The organism is Roseateles sp. P2_H4, assembly GCF_056403315.1.
The window spans coordinates 34802-55390 of sequence record NZ_JBFUFR010000042.1 but is presented as its reverse complement, the minus strand read 5'-3'; the positions used below and the strand labels follow the sequence as shown (position 1 = coordinate 55390).

Below are 20589 nucleotides of genomic sequence, written 5' to 3'. Positions count from 1 at the left end.
CCCCGACCCCTCCGGCGCCGACCCCGCCCGCACCGCCGCCGCCGCCCGCGGCCGCGGGCTTCAGCTTCACGCTGGACACCGGCAAGGCCATCGTCTGGCAGGGCCAGCAGGCCAGCGTCGCCGTCGCCGTGCAGCGCGATGCCGGCTTCACCGAAGCCATCCAGTTCAGCGCCGAGGGCCTGCCCAGCGGCGCGACGGCCGCAGCGCTCAGCGTGCCCGCCGGCAGCAACGCCGGCACGCTGACGCTGCAGGCCGCTGCAGCGGCGCCGCACTCCCTGCCCACCAGCGTGACGATCAAGGGCAGCGGCGGCACGGCCAATGCCAGCAAGCCCTTGACGGTCACGGTGCGTGGCCAGGCGGGCGACATCGACACCAGCTTCGGCGGCGGCACCCTCGTGACGGCCGGCGGCCTGACGGACGACTATGTGCGCGGCGTGGCCGTGCAGGCGGACGGCAAGGCCGTCGTGGCCGGCTTCGGCGTCTTCGGCGCCGTCACCGGCACGGACTTCATGCTGGTGCGCCACCTGCGCGACGGTGGCCTCGACCCGGCCTTCGGCAACGGCGGCAAGGTCAGCACCGCCTTCAACAACGGCGGCCGCAGCGACGAGGCCCAGGCCGTGGCCGTGCAGGCTGACGGCAAGATCCTGGTCGCCGGCAGCAGCGACCAGGGCGCCACCGGCTACGACTTCGCGCTGGCCCGCTACAACGCCGACGGCACGCTGGACGCCAGCTTCGGCATCGGTGGCCGCGTGACGACCTCCTTCGGCAACGGCGCCGACAAGGCCTATGCGCTGCTGCTGCAGCCCGACGGCAAGATCGTGCTCGGCGGCGACAGCAGCCAGGGTGCCAATGGCAGCGACTTCGCGCTGGCCCGCTACAACGCCGACGGCAGCCTCGACGCCAGCTTCGGCAGCGGCGGCAAGGTGTTGACCGCCATCGGCAGCGACGGCGCGCGTGAGACCGTCTACGCGCTGGCGCTGCAGACCGTCGCTGGTGTCTCGCGCATCGTCGCGGCAGGCGGGGAGGGCGACTTCATTGCCGCGGCCTACCGCGGCGACGGCACGCTGGACGCCGGCTTCGGCTCGGCCGGCATCGTGCGCGGCCTGTTCGGCAGCATCACGGGTGCGGCGCGCGGCGTGGTCGTCACGGCGGGCAACGAGCTCGTGCTGGCCGGCCATCGCGACCACGATTTCGCCGCCGTGCGCCTGCTTGCCAACGGCAGCCTGGACGCGCGCTTCGGCAACGGCGGCCGTAGCGTCGTCGCCGTCAGGACCGACAACTGGGACGAAGCCACGGCCCTCGTGCAGCAGGCCGACGGCCGGCTGCTGCTGGGCGGCTGGGCCTACACGGGCAACAGCTCCAGCGGCGACACCGTGCTGCTGCGCCTGAACGCGGACGGCAGCCGCGATACCGGCTTCAGCCCCGACGGCCTGCGCATCACCCCGGTGGCGGCCGGCACGCGCAGCGACGTCGGGCGTGCGCTGGCCCTGCAGCCCGACGAGCGCGTGTCCACCGTGCGCGTGCTGCAGGCCGGCGAAGCCAGCGGCAGCAGCGACCTCGACGTCGTGCTGATGCGCCACTGGCTCTGAGCCCCGGCATGCCGCCGGATGCTTCCTGGAATCCGGCGGCCTGCCGCCACCGCGCATGGACACCGGCCAGCGCTGCGCCTGGCCGCATCGACTTGCTGTTGCCACACCGGTGGGGCCCGAGCTGAGCAGCCGACGCATATGGAAATTGCGGTCCGTCGTGCGATCTCCCTGCAATGGAGACCGGGCGCTGCTCGTTGTCGTCCTCTCACATGGGCGAGTCATCTGGACGCGCTGGAAGTATGCTGTGTGGCAGCACATCAAGGTGCCGGCCGACCGGGAGCTAACTTCATGGACGATGCAATCCCTGGAACAGGGCGACAAACGGTCCTCGTGGTGGATGACACGCCCGACAACCTGGCCCTGATGGCAGGCTTGCTCAAGGAGCATTACCGGGTGAGGCTGGCAAATGAGGGCCAGAAGGCGCTGCAGCTCGCCGCTCGGGCAGACCCACCCGACCTCATCCTGTTGGATGTGATGATGCCCGGCATGGACGGCTTTGCCGTCTGCCGCGAGTTGAAGGCGGATGAGCGTACGCGCGACATCCCCATCATCTTCCTGACCGCTCTGAGCGAAGCCGTCGACGAGGAGTTCGGGCTCGCCCTGGGTGCGGTGGACTACATCACCAAGCCCATCAGCCCGCCCGTGGTGCTGGCGCGTGTGCGGACCCAGCTGCAGTTGAAGGCGTCAGCGGACTTTCTGCGCGACAAGGCCAGTTTCCTCGAGGCCGAGGTGGCGCGGCGCACGCGCGAACTCGCCACCATCCAGGACGTGACCATCCAGGCCATGGCCTCCCTCGCCGAGACGCGCGACAACGAGACCGGCAACCACATCCGGCGCACGCAGCTCTACGTCAAGCTCTTGGCCGAGACCCTGCGCGGTCACCCGCGCTTCAAGGACCTGCTGACCGACACCTACATCGACACGCTGTTCAAGTCAGCGCCGCTGCACGATATCGGCAAGGTCGGCATTCCCGACCGCATCCTGCTCAAGCCGGGCAAGTTCGAGCCGCACGAGTTCGAGATCATGAAGACGCACTGCAAGCTGGGGCGTGACGCCATCCAGCAGGCAGAGGACCGGCTGGGGCTGAAGGTGGACTTCCTGACCGTGGCCAAGGAGATTGCCTACAGCCACCAGGAGAAGTGGAACGGCTCGGGCTATCCGGAGGGACTTTCGGGCGACGACATCCCGGTCTCGGCACGCCTGATGGCCGTGGCCGACGTCTACGACGCATTGATCAGCCGGCGCGTCTACAAGGAAGGCATGCCGCACGACAAGGCCGAGCAGATCATCATCGATGGCCGCGGGAGTCATTTCGATCCCGACATGGTGGACGCCTTCGTACAGGTTGCCGTCGAGTTCCGCGAGATCGCACAGCGCTACGCGGACAGTGATGCCGACCTGCACGACAAGGAACGCAGCCTCAGCGTCTTCAAGAGCCCCTGAGCGGCTGGAACGGGGAGGGGTGATGCTCGGCTCGAATTGGCTTGAAAGGCGTTCGCTGCGAAGCAAGCTGCTGCTGGGCTTCAGCGTGCTCATGTTCACGATGCTGGCGCTGGGCGCTGGCGAACTGCTCCGGCAACAGGCTCTGCTCGCGCAGATCACCCAGCTCTACGAAAAGGATCTTCTCGGCCTGGCCAATGCCAAGAACGCGCAGGCGGCCTATCTCACCATGGGCCGCGAACTGCGCCAGGCGCTGATTTCGGAGGACTTGGCAGACCGCGGCTTGGCCTTGCGCCACGTGGCCGAACAGGACGCACGCCTGCGGCGAGAGCTGGCCGAGCTGCGGCCGCGGTTGTTCCGCCCGGAGAATCTGCCGCGCCTGACGCAGTTCGAGGACGCGTACGTCCTCTACAAGCTCAACGTCGACAGTGCCGTCGGCATGTTGGTGCGTGGCGAGTACGAGCAGGCGCGCGCCTTTGTCGCTTCGCCGGATTTCCAGACCAGCGGCGACGCCGTGCGCGCGCGCATGGAGGACGTCGTGACGTCCAAGGAGAGCGGCGCTCGCGGCAGCATGGAAGCGGCCCTGGAGCGCGTGGACAAGGCGCGGATGCAGACCCTGGCGCTCCTGTTCGGCGGGTTGCTGCTGGGCAGTGGCGTGGCCTGGCTCGTGGTGGTGTCCATCCGGCGTCCCAACGCGCGCGTGCGCCGGGCGGTCGAGCAGCTCGCCCAAGGGCAACTCCAGATCGAAGTGCCGCATCTGGACTACGAAAACGAGCTGGGCGAGATCGCCCGCTCGGTTCATGTGCTGCAGAAGGTGGCGCAGGAGATGGAAGGCCGCAACTGGCAGAAGAGCCATCTGGCGCAGATCTCGGCGGCGCTGCAGGCGGCGAACGACGACACGGAACTGGCCCGACTGTTCTTCAGCGAACTCGCGGCGGCTGTTGCAGGCATTGGTCACGGTGCGCTGTACGCCTACGAGGAAGACACCCGCGAGCTGCGTCTGGTGGGCGGTTATGCGCTGCCCGAACGTGCCGCGCCGCAGCGGCTCGCGCTCGGCCAGGGCCTGGCGGGGCAATGCGCGCTGGAGCGGGCGCCCATCGTGCTGGCCGATCTGCCGCCGGGCTACCTGCCCATCGGCTCGGCGCTGGGTGCTGCGCCACCCCGCGCCGTCGTGTTGTTCCCGCTGCTGCGGGCCGAGCGGCTGCTTGGCGTGCTGGAGCTGGCCGCATTCCAGCCCTTCAGCGCGCGCGAACGGGGCCTGCTTGACGACCTGACCCCGGTGCTGGCCATGGACCTGGAAATCCTCGAGCGCGCCGCACGCTCGATGCGGCTGCTGCAGGAGACGCAGCGCCAGGCCGGCGAACTGGAGGCGCAGAAGACCGAGATCCAGGCGACCGAGGCCTGGTACCGCGGGATCATTGACGCCGCGCCCGACGGCCTGCTGATTGCCGATCGGGCGGGTGCCATCGTGACGGTCAACCGCCAGCTCGAACGCATGTTCGGCTACGCACTGGGCGAACTGCTCGGCCAGCCGGTGGAGCTGCTGGTGCCTGAAGCGACGCGCAGCCAGCACCCGGCGCTGCGCGCGTCCTTCATGGAGGCCGGTGGCACGCGGGCGATGACGAGCCGCGGTGGCGTGCTGCTGGGCCGCCGCAAGGACGGCACCCTGTTCCCGGTCGACGTGGGCCTGTCGCGGCTGGACGCCAAAGGCGGGCGCGATGCCAGCGTCTGCGCCTCGGTGCGCGACGTGACGACGCGACTGGCGGCCGAGAAGGCTCTGGCCGACAGTGCCGAACGCCTGAACTTCGCGCTGCGGGGCGGCAACCTCGGCCTGTGGGACTGGGACGTGGGCGCCGGGGTCAGCCGGGTCAACGAGATCTGGGCCACGATGCTGGGCTACACGCTGGAAGAAGTGGTTGACGAGCACGGCAGCGCCTCAGCCGCGTGGGCGGAATTGCTGCATCCCGATGACGCCGCGGAAGCCAACCGGCGCTTTGTGCAGTGCATCGAGACGCCGCAAGTGTCGGAGTACGAAGCGCAGTTCCGCATGCGCAGCAAGGGCGGTGATTGGCGCTGGATCCTGTCGCTGGGCCAGGCCACCGAACGGGATGCGAACGGCCGCGCGCTACGCCTTGTCGGCATCCACCAGGACATCACCGAGCGCAAGCAATTGCAGGACGAGATGGCCCGAGCCAAGGAAGCCGCCGAGGACGCAACCCGCGCCAAGAGTGAATTCCTGGCCAACATGAGCCACGAGATCCGCACGCCGATGAACGCCATCATCGGCATGTCGCACCTGGCGCTGCAGACCTTGCTCGACAAGAAGCAGCGCAACTACATCGAGAAGGTGCACCGCTCGGGTGAGAACCTGCTGGGCATCATCAACGACATCCTCGACTTCTCCAAGATCGAGGCCGGCCGCATGACGCTGGAGACGGTGGATTTCCGTCTCGAGGATGTGATGGACCACTTGGCCAACCTGGTGGGCCTGAAGGCCGACGACAAGGGGCTGGAGCTGCTGTTCGACGTCGCCGACAACRTGCCCACCGCTCTGCTGGGCGACCCGCTGCGCCTCGGGCAGATCCTCGTCAACCTGGGCAACAACGCCGTCAAGTTCACTGAAAGCGGCGAAGTGGTGGTCGGCGTCGAGCTGGCGTCCGAGGACGACGGCCAGGCCGAGCTGCATTTCCAGGTGCGCGACACCGGCATCGGCATGACGGCCGAGCAGCTGGGCCGCCTGTTCGTCAGCTTCAGCCAGGCCGACGCCTCGACGACACGTCGCTATGGCGGCACCGGCCTGGGCTTGGCCATTTCCAAGACTTTGGTGGAGCTGATGCACGGCCGCATTTGGGTGGACAGCACGCCCGGCGAGGGCTCCACCTTCCATTTCCAGGTGAAGCTGGGCGTGCAGAGCCAGCCGCGGCCGCGTCGCATGTTCCGCGCCGACGAGCTGCTGGGCGTGCGCGTGCTGGTCGTGGACGACAACGCCTCGGCGCGCGAGATTCTCTCGACCATGGCCCGCAGCTTCGGCCTGGAGGTGGATGTGGCGCACAGTGGTCCCGAAGCGCTGCGCATGGCCGCGCAGGCCGATGCGCGTGACCTCGGCTACGACGTCGTGCTGATGGATTGGCGCATGCCCGGCATGGATGGCGTGGTGGCCATGCACCGGCTGGAGACCGAGGGCCTCAAGCGCACGCCCACGGTCATCATGGTGACGGCCTACGGTCGCGAGGAAGCGCTGGGCGCCGCACAGCAGCAGGGCGTGACGCCCCGTGCGGTGCTGACCAAGCCCGTCACGCCGTCCACGCTGCTGGAGGCCGTGGGCGAGGCACTGGGCCGCCATGGGCTGGTGGAGACGCGCGCCGTCGGGAAGGCCGATACCCACGCCCAGGCTCGCGATCGGCTCGCTGGCGCGCGGCTGCTGCTGGTCGAGGACAACGATCTCAACCAGGAGCTGGCCCTGGACTTGCTGACCGATGCCGGCATCGAGGTCGTCTGCGCGGGCAACGGCCAGGAGGCGCTGGACCTGCTGGCGCATGACGCCCGCTTCGACGGCATCCTGATGGACTGCCAGATGCCGGTGCTGGACGGCTACGCGGCCACCCAGCGCATCCGCGCCCAGCCTGCCCTGGCTGCGCTGCCCATCATCGCGATGACGGCCAACGCCATGGCCGGCGACCGCGAGAAGGCGCTGGCAGCCGGCATGTGCGACCACGTGCCCAAGCCGCTCAACGTCGGCAGCATGTTCGCTACGCTCGCCAAGTGGATCCGGCCCGCCGCCGGCCGTGCGGTGCAGCGACCCAGCGGCGCCGGCCTGCCCGTGGCGACATTCCCCGCCCTGGCCGGCATCGATGCCGCGCGCGGCCTGGCGACGGCCGGCGGCAAGCCCGAGCTCTACCGTCGCCTGCTGCTCAAGTTCCTGGCGGGTCAAGCCGGTTTCTCCGAGGCCTATGCCGCGGCGTGCGCCGATGCCGCCGACGCACAGGCGGCGCGGCGCGTCGCCCACACGCTGCGCGGCACCGCCGGCAACATCGGCGCGCTGGCGTTGCAGGCTGCGGCCGCACGCCTGGAAGACGCCAGCGGGCCCGACCCCAGCGCCGCGGCCGACGCGGCGCTGGCCGAGGTGCTGGATCAGCTCGCCCCCGTGCTGGCTGGCTTGGCTGAGTTCGCGGCGCAGGAGGGCATCACGCCGGCTGCAGCGTCACCTGTCGCCGTGGTGGATGAGGCGCGCCTGCGACAGGATCTGGATCGTCTGTCGCGGCTGCTGTCCGAGGGCGACGTCGAGGCCATCGACCTGGCGGAGGCGCTGCTGGGTCAGGTCGGCGACGCTGCGCTGGCCCGCACGCTGCAGCGCGTCGCCAAGGCCCTTGCCGATTTCGATTTCGACACCGCTGCTGCCGCGTTGCAGGCGCTGGAGCCGTCACCATGACGCCGCCCTCTGCATCCCCCCGGCTTGGCCCGGAGACCCGCGTGCTGGTCGTCGACGACTTCGAGGCGATGTGCAAGGTCACGGTGAGCCAGCTGCGCCAGATGGGCGTGGAGCGCGTCGTCACGGCCCGCAATGGCGCCGAGGCGCTGCGCCAGCTGCAGGGCGCGCGCTTCGACATCGTGCTGTCCGACTGGAACATGCCCGTCATGTCCGGCATCGAACTGCTGCAGGCCATGCGTGCCGACCCGCAGCTGTCGGCCCTGCCCTTTGTGCTCATCACCGCCGAGGCCGAGCGCCAGAAGGTGACCGAAGCCATCGCCAGCGGCGTGACTTCCATGCTGCTGAAGCCCTATACGCCGCAGCAGCTCATCGACCGCGTGCAGAAGGCCATGCGCTGGACGCCGCGCCGGCCCGTTGCGGTCGCCGCGCCGCCACCGCCGCAGGATGCCGCCGGCGAGACGGCCGATGCGCGGCCCTCCATCCTGGTCGTCGATGACACACCTGACAACCTGGTGTTGCTGTCCGGCCTGTTCCGCGACGAATTCCGCGTGCGCCTGGCCCAGACTGGCGAGAAGGCCCTGCAGTTCGCCACCTCGGACCGCCCACCCGACCTCGTGCTGCTGGACGTCATGATGCCCGGCATCGATGGCTTCGAGGTGGCGCGCCGCATGCGTGAACATCCCAGCTCGCAGACCATCCCCATCATCTTCGTCACCACGCTGAGCACGGCGGACGCGCGCCTGCAGGGCTTGGATCTGGGCGCCGTGGACTTCATCACCAAGCCGGTCGATCCGGCGACGCTCAAGCCGCGCGTGCGCAACTTCATGCGCTATGTGCAGTTGCGCAAGGACTTGCAGGCCGAAGTCGACGGCATGATCGAGGCGGCGCAGATGCGCGAGGACGTGGAGCGCATCACCCGTCACGACCTCAAGGGCCCGCTGGCCGGCGCGCTGGGCGTGACGCAGGCCCTGCTCCAGGACGATGCCCTGGGGCGCCGGCAAATCGAGCAGGTGGAGCTGATCGAGGACATCCTGATGCGCGTGCTCGGCATGATCAACCTGTCTGCCGAGCTCTACAGGATCGAGACGGGGCGCTTCGAGCTCAAGGCCGCGCCCCTGCGCATCGGCGAGTTGCTGCGCCGCATCGTCGAGACCGCTCGCGTCACCTTTGCAGAGAAGCAGCTGTCCATCTCGGTCGACACCGACGTTCCCGTGGGCAGCGAGCCCCCGGAGGCCCTGGGTGATGCGACCCTGTGCTTCTCGGCCTTGCAGAACCTCGTCAAGAACGCCTGCGAGGCCGCGCCGGCCCACGGCACGGTCGCGGTGCGGCTGTTGGACCAGGCGCCACTGAAGATCGTCATCGAGAACAAGGGCGTGGTGCCCGAGCCCATTCGCGAGTACTTCTTCGACAAGTTCGTCACCGCCGGCAAGCAGGGTGGAACGGGTCTGGGTACCTACTCCGCACGCTTGCTGACAAGGGCGCAGCATGGCGAAGTCGAGATGGAAACTTCGGACGATGAGAACTTGACTCGCGTCACCATGCACCTGCCCAGGGCGGGCGGCGCCCGATAGGTTTCACAACGGCTCTGCGTCGGCCGCTCGAGCAAGCGGCGGTTGAGGGCGTTGCTCAGACCTTGGTCGTCTTTTTGCAGGTTGTTGGACAGCCGGCTCATCTGTTCCACTTTGTCGAGCTGCTTGTTGGCACCTGACACTCATGGCCGGCGGCGCGGCCTGAGAACTGGCGGATGCGGTCACTTCCGAACCCGTCAAGCGAGGGAAAATCGTCGCCAGAAAAAGCGAAGGGACCGTTAGGTCCCTTCGCTTTTTCTGCTTATGGCCTGCGGTAGTGTTAACAGGCCCTAGTCGGCCCGCTTGATCATGAGCCCGAGCATCCAGCCCTCGCCAAAGCCCAGGTAGCCAGGGCTGGCGACGATGCGCTCGGCGTAGCGCGGGTCCTTCATCAGCTCAGCGTGCAGCTCGGGCAGACGGTAGTAAGGCACCGCCGGGTAGAGGTGGTGGCCCAGGTGGATGTTGATGTTGTGGGGCGCAATGCTCCAGCGCTCGAGCAAGGTACCCACGGTGTGGCGCGAGGCGTCGAGCTCGTCGCTGTTGGCGATCAGGAGGTGCTCGGCCACCGTGCGCAGACGGACCATGGCCGGCGTGAGCGTCATCAGCGGCAGCAGCCACAGCAGCGCAAAGTTGAGCCACGCACCGGTGGCGATGAGCGTGCCCAGCACCGCCATGTGGAAGCCGTAGATGCGCAGGCGCTCTGCCGGCGTCGTGGGCGGCGGGCCTTTGGGGTCGCTGCGCTTGAAGTGGTTCACCCACGGCGACCAGCGCCATTGCACGCGGCCCCAGCGCTGCGAGTTGAGGCCGAGCAGGTCGCGCACAAAGACCCAGGCCGCAGCCGCAGGCGGCTTAGGCCAGTGCCAGGTGTCGTCGTGTTTGAAGTCCACCCAGTACGGGTCGTCGTCCGTATTGAGGCCGCGGTGGTGCTGCAGGTGCTCGTAGCGGTAGCGCGAGGTGAGCATGCCCACCGGCAGCGCGCAGAAGATGTCGCTCACCGCGTCATTGAGCGGCCGCGACGTCAGACAGCGGTAGTGCGTACCGTCGTGCATCAGGATGCCGAGCGCATGCTGACGGGTCGAGATCATCACGATAGCCACCACGTAGGCGAGCCAATGCCCGGCATAGAGTGCCAGCGCAGCAGCGGCCACGATCACACCCCAGTTCATCGCCACGTCCGCCAGAAAGCGGGCGTTGCTGACGCGCGTGAGTGCCTGCATGGCCGGGCTCTGGTCGCGCCGCGACAGCACACGTCGCGTGCTCAACGCGTCCGGCGGAATGGCCTCCAGGGGCGGGGCAGCGGCAGCGGGGGTGCTTGGTTCCATGCTGACTTCATTGCTAGGTCACCAAGCGGCTGTCGGCGACCTCTTGCAAGTCTAGACCGTTGGTGGAGGCCTGGCCAACGGGGTGGGATGTTCGGCGTGACTTCGAGCACGCAGGGTGGCCCTGGTCCCTTGCCGCAAAGTACAGACGGCACCTAAGCCCAGCTATAGCTGGACTTTTGGCTCAACTGATGGGGGAAGGCCCGGTGCGCTGGGTTGTCATCTCCGCACTCGAATCGGAGAGCGGCGGCAATGGCCGTGGACAAGCTGCTAGCCACCTAAAAGAACTGGCGGAAGCGGTGAGATTCGAACTCACGGAAGGCTCACACCTTCGACGGTTTTCAAGACCGTTGGATTAAACCACTCTCCCACGCTTCCGGCGGGGAGGCGCATTCTAAGGGCGGCGGGCTCAGCCGCCCGGCTGTTGCGCCTGCTCGCACTGCACCTGAATGATCTCGCGCGCCGCGCCGTCCACGCGTGCCGCCGTCAGCTGGCCGCCCCAGACACAGCCCGTGTCCAGCCCCAGCAGCGTTGGGCGGTCCAGCAGGCCGAGCGTCGACCAGTGGCCGAAGGCGATGGGCGTGTCGGCGGTCTGGCGGCCCGGCACATCGAACCAGGGCATGAAGCCCTCGGGCGCGGCGCCGGCGCCGTCCTTGGTCTTGAAGTCCATCTCGCCGTCGGCCGTGCAGAAGCGCAGCCGGGTGAGCGCATTGACGGTGAAGCGCAGCCGCGCGGTGCCGGCGAGGTCGGGGTCCCAGCGCGCTGGCTCGTTGCCATACATGGCGTGCAGGAAGTCGGGCAGGGCAGGGCCGCGCAGCACGGCCTCGACGTCGGCGGCCAGGGCCAGGGTGTCGTCGCGGCTCCATTGCGGCACGACGCCGGCATGCACCATCAGCCAGCCGGCCTCGAAGACGGCCATGCGCTGCTGGCGCAGCCAGTCCATCAGCGCCTCGCGGTCGGGCGCGGCCAGGATGTCGTCCAGCGTGTCACCGCGGTGCGGGCGGCGCACGCCGTGGTGGGCGGCAAGCAGGTGCAGGTCGTGGTTGCCCAGTAGGCAGGTTGCCGTGCCGCCAAGGCCGGCCAAGCGGCGCAGCGTCGTCAGCGAGGCCGGGCCGCGGTTGACGAGGTCGCCCAGCAGCCAGAGGCGGTCGCGCGAAGGCGAGAAATCCAGGCGCTGCAACAACCGCTCCAGGGCCCCGCAGCAGCCTTGCAGGTCACCGATCAGATAGTTCATGCCCGTGATTGTCCCGGCCCTGGGGTCTGCGCGGCAGAGGGCGTGGCCCGCGCCGGGGCGAGTTGCGGGGCCAGGCTAGGCGTCGGCGAGGCCGTGGGGCCGGCCCCACCACGAGCCGGCAACGACGCATGGCCCCGCAAATCACCCCGGCCCTCCGGGTTGAGACCGGCAAGGGCGCATGCGTTGTTGCTCGTCGTTGCGGGTAAGCACCCGCGGCCTCCTCGCGCCTGGCCTGCACCCCTGCCGGTCTCAACGCGGGCTGCGCCTTCTGCCGCGCAGACCCCAAAGCGAGGGATCGCACGGTGGGCCCGGTCATGGGCTTCTGATAGTCTCCCGGGCTTCGTTTTTGCCACGCGCCGCCTAGGGTTTTCCCCTGGTTTGGCGCCTTCGATGGATACCGCTCTCGTTCTCTTTCTGATCCTGATCAACGGCCTGTTCGCGATGTCGGAGATGGCGCTGACCGCCAGCCGCAAGGCGCGGTTGCAGGTGATGGTGGAAAGCGGCGAGGGGGGCGCGCAGGCCGCGATGGACCTGCACGACAACCCGACCAAATTCCTGTCGACGGTGCAGATCGGCATCACCGGCATCGGTGTGCTGAACGGCATCGTCGGCGATGCGGCCTTCTCCGGCCCGCTGTCGCGCTGGCTGACCGAGACCTTCCACCTGGCCCCGCATGCGACCGACATCGCCGCGACGGCGCTGGTCGTCGTCATCATCACGCTGCTGACCATCGTCTTCGGCGAGCTGGTGCCCAAGCGCGTCGGCCAGATCTACCCCGAGACGGTGGCCCGCCTCGTCGCGCCGTCGATGAACTTCATCTCCATCGCCGCGCGCCCCCTCGTGAAGTCGCTGAGCTTCATGACCGAGGCGACGCTGGGCCTGCTGGGCCTGCGCAACAAGGGCCAGCGCGGCGTCACGGAAGAGGAGATCGCCGCCAGCCTGGAGGAAGGCCTGGACGCGGGCGTCATCGAGGAGCACGAGCACCAGATGGTGCGCAATGTGTTCCGCCTGGACGAGCGCCAGGTCGGCTCGATGATGATTCCGCGCGCCGAGATCGCCTGGCTGGAAGTCGACGCGACGCCGGCCGAGGTGCTGGCCGTGCTGCGCGAACATGGCTTCAACCGCTACCCGGTCTGCCGTGGCGGCCTGACCGAGGTGCTGGGCGTGGCGAACGCGCCGGCCCTGCTGGCCGGCATGCTGGAAGGCCTGCCGCTGGACCTGATGGCGGGCCTGGAGCCGCCGCTGTTCGTGCCCGAGACGCTGTCGGGCATGGAACTGCTGGAACATTTCCGCGTGTCGGACGCGCCCCTGGTCTTCGTCGTCGATGAGTACGGCGAAGTGCAGGGCGTGATTGCCGTGCGCGACGTGCTGGAAGCCATCGCCGGGGAGTTCAATGCCCCGAGCGACGGCGACGCCTGGGCGGTGCAGCGCGAGGACGGGAGCTGGCTGATCGATGGCCTGATCCCCGTGCCCGAGCTGAAGGACCGCCTGGAGCTGAAGGAACTGCCCGAAGAGGACCGTGGGCGCTACAACACCCTGGCCGGCATGATCATGCTGCTGCTGGGGCGCTTGCCGCGCACGACCGATGTCGTGGAGTGGGACGCGTGGAGATTCGAGGTCGTGGACCTCGATGGAAAGCGTGTGGACAAAGTGCTGGTCAGTCGTCTGGCCGATGAAACTGGAGAGAGAGAAACATGAGCAACCCCCCGATGTACGGCGAACTGCTGCCGCTGGATCGTGATGTCCACAAGAACCTGAAGCTGGACACCAACCAGTCCGTCGTGTCCCGCGTGGCCGACCAGAACTCGGTCTTCCTGGCTGCCGTCGAATTTGCCGACGCCTGCAAGGAATACCCCATCGTCTTCGTGCGCGCCGGCCAGCCCGGTCCCGATGGCAAGCAGGCCGTCGCGCCGCTGGCCGTGCTGGGCCTGAAGTCGGGCTCCAACCTGTTCGTCGATGGCGACAAGTGGACCGGCGGCTATGTGCCCGCCTATGTGCGCCGCTACCCCTTCGCGATGGCGCGCCTGGACGAGAGCGCGACCAATATGGCGGTCTGCTACGACCTCAAGTGGCCGGCTTTCAACGAGACGACCGGCGAGGCCCTGTTCAAGGACGGCCAGCCGACGGAGTTCCTGCTGAATGCCAAGGCCTTCCTCGAGAACTTCGAGCAGGAAGCCGAGCGCACCCGCCTGATCTGCAATCTGCTCGTCGAGATGGACCTGCTGCAGGACATGCGCTTCGAGGCGACGCTGCCCAATGACGAAAAGCTCGACGTCGAGGGCTTCATGGCGCTGGACGAGAAGAAGTACGCCGAGATGGCCGACGACAAGGTGCTGCAGCTGCATCGCAACGGCCTCATCGCCATGATCGAGATGCACCGCCTGTCGCTGACCAATATGAACCGCCTGGTCGGCAAGTACGCGGTCTGACCCGTCTTCGCCCGCACCCGAGGCCACGCGATGCGTGGCCTTTTTCTTGCCCGTAGCCCTTCTCGGCGACAGGGTAAACCCCGTTTTGACCCCCGATTAGATGTATCGGTCTGTGACCTTCAATGAATTGAGGCATTTCAATCCCTAGACTCGCCCGCTCGGCGCGTTGGGCGCCAAGGATGCTGTTGATGATCCCCATGTTTGAAGAAAGCCGCCGCACGCCGCTGAACCCCAACGGTGGCCCGCCGCTGGAGTTGGACAGCGATTTCGGTTCGCTGGATGGCGACGCCTACGACCTGGTCGAGCGTCGCTATGGGGATAGGGGCCTCGCTGTCTCGAAGGAGCGCTACAGCAGCCGCAACGAGGACGGCGACATCGTCTGCACGGCACGCAACGGCGAGCAGATCGTCGGCACGCTGTCGGTGCGCTTCGATGGTGTCGGCGGCCTGCATGCCGACGCGCTGTTCGCCGAGGAATTGGCCGAGTGGCGCGCCGCTGGCGTCAGGATCTGCGAATTCGGCAGCCTCGCCGTCGATCGCCATTCCCACAATGCCAAGCGCGTGCTGGCCCAGGTTTTTCACCTCGGCTATCTGCACGCCCACCGCCGCGCGCGCTGCGAGCGCCTCATCATCGAGGTCAATCCGCGCCATGTCGCCTTCTACCGCCGCTATCTGGGCCTGCTGCCCTACACGACGGCCCGGCACAACCCGCGCGTGAATGCGCCGGCCGTGCTGATGAGCATCGACTTCGCGACGGTGCGCGAACAGATCGCGCTCTGGGGCGGACGCCCCGAGCTGCTGACCCAGGCGCGCTGCCTTTACCCGTTGGCCTGGGACGAGGCGACCGAAGCCGCCATGCTGGACAAGTTGCCCTGAGCGGTCAGTAGCGTCCGGCCCGGCGCCATGCCGGCGAGCAGGCTCGCCGCCAGCGGCGCGGTGGAGAATTCCTGCTGCAGCCGCTGCAGCAGATCCTCGCGGTCCGGCGGCGGCGCGCCGCAGGAGCAGCGCGCGGCAATGGCACGGTCCAGCGCGCCTTCCAGCCCGTTGCACTGCACCGAGAACGAGGTGTGGTGGGGCTGACCATGGCGGTCGGTCCAGGTGGCCACGACGCGCAGAACGGGCCCGATGGTGCGGGTCACCCATTCAAAGCGTATGCCGGCCGTGCGCGTGCGGCTGCGCCGCATCAGGCGGCCCGTGCTGCTGCCGCCAGGGCGGCGTGAGCGCTGCAGGTGCATGTCGTTGAGGAAGCGCCCGGCCGCGGCCATGTCGGCGGTGGCTGTCATGGCGGAAGTGCCCATGAGGTCAATCGTCATCGCAAGACTCCGAGTTGCTAAAAAACCCAAAGACCTGGGGCAAACGGGGTGCCCGGTCAAAGCAGAGGCTCCACGAGGCGGGCAAAACCCTGCAGCAGGCGCTGGCCCAGGCCGCGCTGGGACCATTGCGCCGGGTCGATGCGCTGGGAGACGGTCAGGTCGCGGGCGAACAGGGCCTGCATCTGCTGGCCGAAGTCGTCGCCCAGCACGATGACGTCGATCTCGCGGTTGCCGACGATGCTGCGCCAGTCGAGATTGCTGGAGCCGACGCTGGAATAGACGCCGTCGACGACGGCCGTCTTGGCATGCATGACCGACCCCGACATCTCGTGGATCTGCACGCCCGCCTCCAGCAGCTGGGCATAGCGCGAGCGTGCCGCGTGCAGCACCATGGCGACGTCGCTGCGGCCCGGCAGCACGAGGGCGACGGCGACGCCGCGCCGCGCCGCGTCGCACAGGGCCTGGATGAGCTCCGGCCCCGGCGCGAAATAGGCCATGGTCAGCTGCACGCTGCGCTGCGAGGCATCGATGGCATGCAGCAGCGCCGTGTAGGCCGGGTTGATGCCGTTGCTGGGGTCGCCTGCCACCAGCTTGACGACGCGCTGGCCGGGTGTGGCCACGCGCGGCGCCGGCCCCGGCACCAGTTCGCCCTTGCAGCCCTGCAGGGCCCAGGATTCGCGGAACAGCGTCGCCAGCGCCGTCACGACCGGTCCACGCAGCTCGACCTGGGTGTCGCGCCAGCCCTGCTTGTCGGCATCGGCGGGCGGGCTCTTGCGGCGAGCGCTGCTGAAAGACCCCTCGGCGTAGACATTGCTGAGATTGATGCCGCCGGTGAAGGCCACGTCGCTGTCGACGGCCAGCATCTTGCGGTGGTTGCGTTCCAGCACGCCCCAATGGCCAGGGCGCTCCAGCGGATTGACCGGGTTGAAGGCGCAGACGGCGATGCCGCCCTCGCGCAGGCGGTCGAAGAAGGCGCTGTCCGTGCCCATCGAGCCCAGGCTGTCGTACATCAATGCCACGTTGACGCCCTCGGCCGCCTTGCGCAGCAGCAGCTCGCCCACTTCGGCGGCGACGCCCTCGTCCTCGATGATGTAGAACTCCACCAGGATGCGATGGCGGGCGGCGCTGATGGCGGCCTTCATCGCGGCAAAGGTGGCGGGCCCGTCGACCAGCAGCCTGGCCGTGTTGCCGCGCAGCAGCTGGGTGTCGCCCTTGGCGGCCAGCACGCCGAGATGGTGCTCGAACAAGGCGCCATTGCCTTCGTCGCGCACCCGGGCGAGGTCGCGGGCCTCGACCGCGTCGGACACCGGGCCGTTGCGGCCTTGCAGGCTGACGCGGTCCGCGGTCAGCCGCGAAGATGCGGGCGTCAGCTGCCGGTCCTGTTCCGGCAAGCTGCCGCAGGCGACCGTGCCCGCCAGGGAGAACACCAACACGAGGCTCCAGGCCCAACTGCGGGATTGCTTCATGAGCCCTTTGCCAATGCATCAATGCAGGGCAGGAGGGGCAAGCGGCGTGCCCGCAGCCTGCGGCAACCCGGGAGCGACTTCGGTCACCGGTAGAACTTGCAGAAATTCTGGCAACGGCTCGCGGCCGGCTCCTACAAGGGCGGACCGCGAAGCTGCATAACGTGATGGTCAAGCAGCCCGAGCAGACGGCGTGCCAGGGCTCTTGTCGGATGCCACCGCCGGGCCGAAACTTTTCCGGGTCGCCGCGAATGTGCCGACAATGATTTGCCCCTGAAGCGCCTGCGTCCCCGCAACAAAGAAAGCTGGAAGGAAACGATGCCGCATGCCCTGGTAGTGGATGACGACCATGATTCGGCAGCGTCGCTGCGCGAGTTGATCGCGGGCGAGCAGTTCACCGTGGCTGTGGCCCATAACCTGCGCGATGCGCGCAAGCAGATCGCGCTGCAGCAGCCCGACATCCTGCTGCTGGATCTGCGCCTGCCGGATGGCAATGGCATGGACCTGCTGGCCGACCCCAAGCTGGTCGCCAATTCCGAGGTCGTGCTGTGCACCGGTCACGCCAGCCTGGAAACCTCGCTGCAGGCGCTGCGCCTGGGCGCGGCCGACTACCTCGTCAAGCCCGTCAACCTGAAGCAGCTGCAGGGCGTGCTGTCGCGCATCATGAAGCCCGCGACCCTGCAGGCCGAGGTCGAGGATCTGGCGGCCACCCTGGATGAATCCGGGCACTTCGGCCTGCTCTGGGGCCGCAGCGCGCCGATGAAGCGCATCTACGAGCAGATCTCGCGCGTGGCCGGCACCAGCGTGTCGGTCTTCATCACCGGCGAGTCCGGCACCGGCAAGGAGGTCGTCGCCCAGACCGTGCACGACCTCAGCCGGCGCCGCAAGCAGCCCTTCCTCGCGGTGAACTGCGGGGCCATCAGCCCCAACCTGATCGAGAGCGAGATCTTCGGCCACGAGAAGGGCAGCTTCACCGGCGCCGAGCGCCAGCATCAGGGCTTCTTCGAGCGCGCCAGCGGCGGCACGCTGTTCCTGGACGAGATCACCGAGATGCCGCTGGAGTTGCAGGTCAAGCTGCTGCGCGTGCTGGAGACCGGGCGCTTCATGCGCGTGGGCAGCACCACGGCGCTCGAGACCGATGTGCGCATCGTCGCGGCCACCAACCGCCTGCCCTACCAGGCCGTGGCCTCGGGCAAGCTGCGCGAAGACCTGCTCTACCGGCTGAACATCTTCCCGATCGCGCTGCCGCCGCTGCGCGACCGCATCGCCGACATCCCGCTGCTGGCCAACCATTTCCTGGCCGCCATCAGCGAGCAGGAGGGGGTGGTGCGCCGCTTCACGCCCGAAGCGCAGGCGATGCTGGTGGGCTACTCCTGGCCCGGCAATGTGCGCGAGCTGCGCAACGTCGTGCAGCGCGCCTATGTGATGGCAGCCGGCGAGACCATCGACGAAACCTGGCTGCCCGGCAGCCCGGAAGCCGGGGTCACTTCGAGCTGGGGGGGCTTGGCGCCGCCGGCCGCAGCGCCGGTCAGTGCGCCGGCTGCGGCGCCCCGGCCTCCGGAGGCCTTGAATGGCGACGCCGACACCCCTTTCATCACCCTGCCGATAGGCTCCAGCGTCGCCCAGGCCGAGCGTGCGTTGATGCTGGCCACGCTGCGCCACTTCAACCACCACAAGGAACGCACCGCCGCGGTGCTGGGCATCAGCCTGAAGACGCTTTACAACCGGCTGAAGGAATACGCCGCCGAGGGCGACGAGGCGGCCCGCAGCAGCGCGCCGCAGGACTGAAGATCGCCCTGACCCCGGGCGCGCCGATTGCCCGTTGCCTGTCCCGACATCTCGTTGAAGGACAGACCATGGGTCACGCTGATCTGATGCACGAGGCAGCCGACGCGGTGACGCCGATGCTGCGTGATGTGCGTTCGCGCGTCGCGCAGGCCTCCGGCCGCACGCTGGGCTATGTACGCGACGAACCGGTGCGTGTGGCCGTCGCCGCTGCGGCCGTGGGTACGCTGGTGTTTGCACTATGGCATCTGCTGAGCTCGCGCAGTTCCCGCTGACGGCGCAGGCCCTGGTGGCCAGGCTGCCGCTGCTGACGCAGCTGGCCAACTTCCAGCACGCCCTGAACGAGGAGTTCGACAGCAGCCGCCACGCGGCCCGCTACCGCCCCAGCCTGGCGCTGCGGCGGCTGCGCTCGGGTGTCGAGTTGTTGTGCCGCTTGCAGCAAGAACTGCTTCACCCCGCCTTGCGCGCGTCACGGCCAGAGGCCTGGCCCGAGCTGGAGCTGGCCATGGAGGCGGTGGCTGCGCTGCGCGACCTGGCCAGTCGGGGCGCCAGGGGCGACACCGAGCAGCTTGCCTTGGTGGCCGTGCTTGAAGGACTCGTGCAGCTGCAGTTCGTCAGCCTCGACGAGCTGCTGGCCCAGGCCGACGCCAAGACCATGCCCTGGCAGGCGCTGGAACTCGAGACCGAGGCGGCGCTGCAGCATTGGCAGGCGGGCAGCCGCGATGTCGAGGATCAGTACGCGCTGAACTGACCGTGCCGCGCTGCGGCGGTCAACGCTGGCGGGCCAGGCTCGGCAGCGCCAGGCCGCGCGCGGGTGCGGGTGCGGTCGTGGTGGTGGCGCGGCCGAGCAGGGCGGCGTAGCGCCGCGTCATCTGCGCCAGCACATGCGGCCAGTCATGCGACTGCGCCCGGGCCAGGCCGGCGCGGCGCCGGGCGGCGTTGTTGCCGCCCAGGCTGGCGTCCATGGCCTCGGCCCAGCAGCCGGCCCGCGGCCGGTCCACCAGCAGGCCGGCGCCCTGGGCCAGCTCGGCCAGGCCGCCGGCATTGGCGACGACCACCGGCGTGCCGCAGGCCATGGCCTCGAGCACGCCCAGGCCGAAGGTTTCCTGGTCGCCCGCGTGCACAAAGGCGTCGCAGCTGGCCACCATGCGCGCCAGCCTGGCGCTGTCGGTCTCGGTCGGCAGCCGCCGCACCTGCTCGCCCAGCGGCGGCGCCGGCCCGTCGCCCACCGCCAGCAGCACGTGGCCCTGGCCGAGCAGGGCGACCGCATCGGCCAGCAGCTGCAGGTTCTTGGCGCGCGCGAAGCGGCCGGTGTAGAGGAGCAGGCGAGTGTCCGGCGCCAGGCCCTGGTCACGGCAGAACCGGGCCCGCCAGGCAGCGTCCGTTGCGCAGGGTGTGAAGACCGAGCAGTCCACGCCCAGCGGCTGCAGCGTCACGCGGGGCACGCCCCAGGATTGCAGGCGCTGCACCATGACGCTGCTGGGTGCCATGACGAGGTCGAAATGGCGATACAGATGGACCAGATAGCGCCGCGCCCAGCGCTCGGCGCCGCGGCCCAGCGGCCCGTCTTCGGCGCCGCCTGCCAGGCGCTGCGCCAGCCCGGGCAGGTTGCCGTGGCAGAAGGCGGCGGCCGGCACGCGCAACTGTTCGGCCGCGGTCAGCGCAGCCCAGGCCAGCACATAGGGGTCGGCCGACTCGATGAGGTCGGGCGCAGCGAACTGCATCTGCCGCAGCGCACGGCCGCGGCCCAGCACCAGGCGCTGGCCGCCGCTGCGCGGCAGGCCGACGCCGCCGCAGTCCAGCAGGCCCGGGCCCTGGGCACCCGGGGCGACGATGGTGTGGCGCCAGCCCAGCGGGCGCAGCCTATCGTGCTTGGCGGTCAGCGCGTGCCGCACGCGGCCGGTCGCGCCCCAGAACATCGACACGTCCAGCAGATGGGGGGCCGCGCCCGGCGATGTCGCCGGGACCTGCTGCTCGGGCACGGAATGGTTCAAACGCATTGYGGCGCGGGGGCAAGCGGC

At 68.8% G+C, this 20589-nt stretch carries 15 protein-coding genes and 1 tRNA gene; 10 read left to right on the top strand and 6 right to left on the bottom strand.

From position 1 onward, the window contains the following. From AC1DW3_RS25160 to AC1DW3_RS25145, 4 genes are all read left to right on the top strand, one after another. Positions 1–1589, top strand: a 1589-nt coding sequence (locus tag AC1DW3_RS25160; protein ID WP_477936054.1) for a delta-60 repeat domain-containing protein, incomplete at its 5' end; no start/stop codon positions are given. Positions 1590–1877: 288 nt separating this feature from the next. Next, positions 1878–3032 carry a response regulator gene (locus AC1DW3_RS25155; RefSeq protein WP_477936052.1) on the top strand — a complete coding sequence of 385 codons (1155 nt, stop codon included), beginning with the start codon at positions 1878–1880 and terminating at the stop codon, positions 3030–3032. Positions 3033–3054: 22 nt separating this feature from the next. Further along, entirely contained in the window at positions 3055–7458 is a 4404-nt protein-coding gene (locus AC1DW3_RS25150) for a response regulator (protein WP_477936050.1), read from the top strand. A 41-nt stretch (positions 7459–7499) separates the two neighbouring features. Then, the gene (locus tag AC1DW3_RS25145; protein WP_477936048.1) at positions 7500–9029 is read left to right on the top strand and encodes an ATP-binding response regulator; all 1530 of its coding nucleotides are present in this window, start codon (positions 7500–7502) and stop codon (positions 9027–9029) included. Between the two features lie 287 nt (positions 9030–9316). Here AC1DW3_RS25145 and AC1DW3_RS25140 read toward each other — a convergent pair whose 3' ends face one another. The 3 genes from AC1DW3_RS25140 to AC1DW3_RS25130 form a co-directional block, all read right to left on the bottom strand. Further along, positions 9317–10348, bottom strand: a complete 1032-nt coding sequence (locus tag AC1DW3_RS25140; RefSeq protein WP_477936046.1) for a fatty acid desaturase family protein — start codon at positions 10346–10348, stop codon at positions 9317–9319. Between the two features lie 285 nt (positions 10349–10633). Next, positions 10634–10723, bottom strand: a tRNA-Ser gene (locus AC1DW3_RS25135). A 31-nt stretch (positions 10724–10754) separates the two neighbouring features. Then, complete coding sequence (locus AC1DW3_RS25130) at positions 10755–11579, bottom strand: symmetrical bis(5'-nucleosyl)-tetraphosphatase (protein WP_477936044.1); 825 nt, start codon at positions 11577–11579, stop codon at positions 10755–10757. 390 nt (positions 11580–11969) lie between these two features. Between AC1DW3_RS25130 and AC1DW3_RS25125 the strand changes: the two genes are divergently transcribed. The 3 genes from AC1DW3_RS25125 to AC1DW3_RS25115 all read left to right on the top strand — a co-directional run bounded on the left by AC1DW3_RS25125 (position 11970) and on the right by AC1DW3_RS25115 (position 14883). Next, positions 11970–13277, top strand: a complete 1308-nt coding sequence (locus tag AC1DW3_RS25125) for a hemolysin family protein (protein ID WP_477936042.1) — start codon at positions 11970–11972, stop codon at positions 13275–13277. Beyond that, complete coding sequence (locus AC1DW3_RS25120) at positions 13274–14008, top strand: SapC family protein (protein WP_477936040.1); 735 nt, start codon at positions 13274–13276, stop codon at positions 14006–14008. The genes AC1DW3_RS25125 and AC1DW3_RS25120 overlap by 4 nt, the downstream gene beginning before the upstream one ends. Positions 14009–14196: 188 nt before the next feature. Further along, the gene (locus AC1DW3_RS25115) at positions 14197–14883 is read left to right on the top strand and encodes an N-acyl amino acid synthase FeeM domain-containing protein (protein WP_477936038.1); all 687 of its coding nucleotides are present in this window, start codon (positions 14197–14199) and stop codon (positions 14881–14883) included. On the opposite strand, the gene AC1DW3_RS25110 is transcribed toward AC1DW3_RS25115, so the two are convergent. Further along, entirely contained in the window at positions 14826–15320 is a 495-nt protein-coding gene (locus tag AC1DW3_RS25110) for a hypothetical protein (protein WP_477936036.1), read from the bottom strand. The two genes, AC1DW3_RS25115 and AC1DW3_RS25110, sit on opposite strands and share 58 nt — an antisense overlap. Before the next feature lie 56 nt (positions 15321–15376). Beyond that, on the bottom strand, positions 15377–16786 hold the full coding sequence (locus AC1DW3_RS25105) for a phospholipase D-like domain-containing protein (protein ID WP_477936034.1): 1410 nt from the start codon (positions 16784–16786) through the stop codon (positions 15377–15379). Positions 16787–17101: 315 nt separating this feature from the next. Here AC1DW3_RS25105 and AC1DW3_RS25100 point away from each other — a divergent pair, with 315 nt between their 5' ends. The 3 genes from AC1DW3_RS25100 (at position 17102) to AC1DW3_RS25090 (ending at position 19319) form a co-directional block, all read left to right on the top strand. Continuing rightward, positions 17102–18571: a sigma-54-dependent transcriptional regulator gene (locus tag AC1DW3_RS25100; RefSeq protein WP_477936032.1), complete on the top strand. Its 1470-nt coding sequence runs from the start codon at positions 17102–17104 to the stop codon at positions 18569–18571. Positions 18572–18639: 68 nt separating this feature from the next. After that, positions 18640–18843 carry a hypothetical protein gene (locus AC1DW3_RS25095; RefSeq protein ID WP_477936030.1) on the top strand — a complete coding sequence of 68 codons (204 nt, stop codon included), beginning with the start codon at positions 18640–18642 and terminating at the stop codon, positions 18841–18843. Continuing rightward, positions 18810–19319, top strand: a complete 510-nt coding sequence (locus AC1DW3_RS25090) for a hypothetical protein (protein ID WP_477936028.1) — start codon at positions 18810–18812, stop codon at positions 19317–19319. Before AC1DW3_RS25095 ends, AC1DW3_RS25090 begins: the two co-directional genes overlap by 34 nt. 19 nt (positions 19320–19338) lie before the next feature. Here the strand turns inward: AC1DW3_RS25090 and AC1DW3_RS25085 are convergent, their stop codons facing one another. Beyond that, positions 19339–20568, bottom strand: coding sequence for a glycosyltransferase (locus tag AC1DW3_RS25085; RefSeq protein WP_477936026.1), 1230 nt, complete (start codon positions 20566–20568; stop codon positions 19339–19341). Positions 20569–20589: the final 21 nt, after the last annotated feature.